Below are 3148 nucleotides of genomic sequence, written 5' to 3'. Positions count from 1 at the left end.
TGATCATTCCTACAATGTGTTCTTTCCAAACCTAGACATGCAACGGGAAGTTGCAAAAAATATCACCAAGCTAATGAACGAAACCGGTGTAGATCATCTTGATCTAGACGGGCATGAAGGAGCTCTCGCCTCCGGACAAGGTGATTATGCGTTGGAATTATTTGCAAAAGATATATATGACCAGGTAAAACACGATTTCATTATCGGTACCAGCCTAAGTAAAACTTTTTATTGGCATATCGGATCTTATTATAATTGGGGAGAGCCATGGTATGGTGGGTTTAAGGAAAGTATGCAACAATATCGTATCGATAATCAGGGCTTATTTGACCGGAATTATATGCCCCATATGCTGGGATGGTATCTTTTAGCAGAAAATACTACCCTTTCGGAGATGGAATGGATGCTGTCGAGAGCAGCAGGATACAATGCCGGATTTGCGATGGTTGCACGACCTGCAGCTTTGAGAAAAAACAGCCAGACCAATCAATTGCTTGACGCTATCCGGGAATGGGAATTGGCGCGGAATGGAAATGCATTTACTAAGGCACAACAAGAGCAGCTAAAAAATCCTAAGAATGAATTCCATCTCGAAAAGCGGTCGGAAGGAAAATGGACCTTGCATCAATATGCAATGTCGCCGGTATTTATCAGAGAAAAGTTTGAACGTCAGCCCGGTGAACCTACACATACCAACTGGGATTTGCAGTACCAATGGAAGGAGCAGCCTTTACAATTCAGGATGCAGATCACAGGCGAAAAGGGCAGCGTGAAAAATATTAAAATGCAAATCGACAATTACATGGAACTTTTATTCCCGGTTGAATTAGCTGCCGGTGAAAGTCTGGTTTCGGATGGTACAGAAACAATCCGCTATTATGATAAAAACGGGAAACCTAAGGGTTCATTCAAACTACAAAATAAGCTCCCTACTGTTTCTGCTGGAGCACATAAAATTCTGATCGATTCAGATTTCAGCGGAGAGGAAACTCCGAAAATTGAGGTTCAGTTTAAAGGGCTTTCCAGTAGTGAGGACATTCAATTAAATTGATTTTGCAGGTTCATCGCTAGCGCGCAATTGAACCTTTTAATTTTTTTTCTCTCGCTAAGACGCAGATGGCCACATAGTATTTATATTCATATAGTTTCGATGTTATATTTCGCGTCTTTGCGTCTTTGCGAGAGCCATTTTTCTTTCATATAGATACGTGCGCTAACCGCTAGCGCGCGCATGTGGCGCGTGATTTTAACCTCGTATAAATACTGCAAAACCTATTGACTATTGATAGATGGGCACACGCGACATGCGTGCGCTAGCGACGGAAGGCAAAGCAGTAAGAATTTTCATCTTATCCTTTCATTCCACCGCATCAGCAAGATAGGAATCAAATTTAGATTGATGATTTACCTTTAATTACCTGATGGATTAAATTGACTCCTGTAATTTCCTACAGATTCGGTAACCGTTAGTGGTCGGTTATAAAATCGAAAAGCTTTTACAACATTATCCGCCCTTAATCCACCACCAGTCCGTATAGCTCCAATATTAATTTTATTTGTGCTTACAGCGCCCATGGTATTATCTAACCGACCCCAACCAATCATACGTTCTTTACCGCCATCGTTAAATACCCCATTGATCACAAAACTGATGATCTTTGCCCGGTAATCAACAATAAGCGAAATCTCGGTAGTACCTATGAATTTGATCAATCCTGCATCAGAGTTCCAGGATGTGGTCTTTTCACCATCTGCCATGGTAAATTTTACGGAATAATTGGCACTCATTTCAAGCCAAAATCCTTTGCCATCCTTATCCCTGCTTTCACAAATCACCTCGCCTTCCTTCAATCTGGTAATGTCTGCTACCAGATCAATGGTGAATCCCTCTCCTTTTGAAGGCTCCTCTATGGCGGGCAGACTAAATTCTTTTTTAATCAGGTCGCCTCCCACTTCGTTTATCACCAAACCTTTGGTAGATATCGTGTTTAGGTTGAACTGCCCCCAAAGTTTATCAAAGAAATCCGGATCAATTTCGTGACTCAGGCCTTTCAATTTGTTAGTCTCCGTAATCCAGTATCTTCCATCTTGCTCAACCAAATCAGGATAGCTCAATCTTTCTTTAGACAGTCCGGGTGCATACAGCAATATCTCCGGCTGAGACCAGCTGATTTTACCATCTAATTCGATGCCACCACTAATCCAAACAGGATTTCTGTTTTCAAAATCTGAGCCACCGTTCACATGTTGCCAAAAAAGATATTTTCCATTTTTTGTTTTAAAAATTCGCGGACAAGCACGAGGATGTTTGATCAGTTCTCCAGTGTAATATTTAGGAATCTTAGGCATAGTCCAGGTTTTACCGCCATCGTAGGAATACGACTCAGCAGGATGCCCCATCACTGTCCTGTACATACAATACAAAGTGCCGTTACTCAACTCAACAATATTTTGTTCTTCCTGAACCGAGCCAAAATCAGGATTGCGTAATCCTTTATCACCTTCTGGAAGATTATTCCATTTTAGCTTCTCAGGATCCCGCTCCGAATTAATATTATCACATCGCATAAACCAGCCTTCCCCATCATCTAGCATGTATTTCCCGAGCTTGGTAAATGCAAACATCATTCCTTGTTTACCGACATTGATTGGCTTACCAATTCCCCAAAGGATCTGGACTTTTCCTGCCCAGTCATTGTTTCGATCAACCAAGGTAGTACGTATCGGCAAGCGGTGGCGCTTTGACCAAGTTTTGCCTTTATCATCCGAATATTTGAAACAATACCAGCCCAACATATCTTCACGAATATTAGTAAGAGAATTCAGGCTATGAATTTTATCACCATTATAATTGTAAAACACATAAATGCGACCGTAATTAGTCTTGAAGGGCATGGCCCAGGATGCTGATTCGGCAGATGGTTCTTCAATCAGAACAGGCTTTGACCAGGAATTTCCCTTGTCGGTAGAAACCGATGAAACGATATGCTGACCACCAGAACCTTCCTCTCCTAAACCCGTAGTAAATACAGAAAGCCATTCGCCAGAATCCAGAACCACCACATATGGCTGATCTATGTATCCGTTTTCAAAAATTGGCTTACCATTTAATCTATCCCGAAAGTCATAAGACTTAGTTTGTGAGAAA

General features: G+C 41.5%; 2 protein-coding genes. One reads left to right on the top strand and one right to left on the bottom strand.

Annotated features, from left to right (window positions below):
* Positions 1 to 1051: hypothetical protein (locus ACIQZ6_RS12555; protein ID WP_395811616.1), on the top strand; the 1051-nt coding region annotated here is incomplete at its 5' end.
* A gap of 359 nt (positions 1052 to 1410) precedes the next feature.
* On the opposite strand, the gene ACIQZ6_RS12550 is transcribed toward ACIQZ6_RS12555, so the two are convergent.
* Positions 1411 to 3148: sialidase family protein (locus ACIQZ6_RS12550; protein ID WP_395811614.1), on the bottom strand; the 1738-nt coding region annotated here is incomplete at its 5' end.

This window comes from Daejeonella sp. (assembly GCF_044348475.1).
GTDB lineage: Bacteria > Bacteroidota > Bacteroidia > Sphingobacteriales > Sphingobacteriaceae > Daejeonella.
This window is presented reverse-complemented; position numbering and strand designations above follow the sequence as displayed.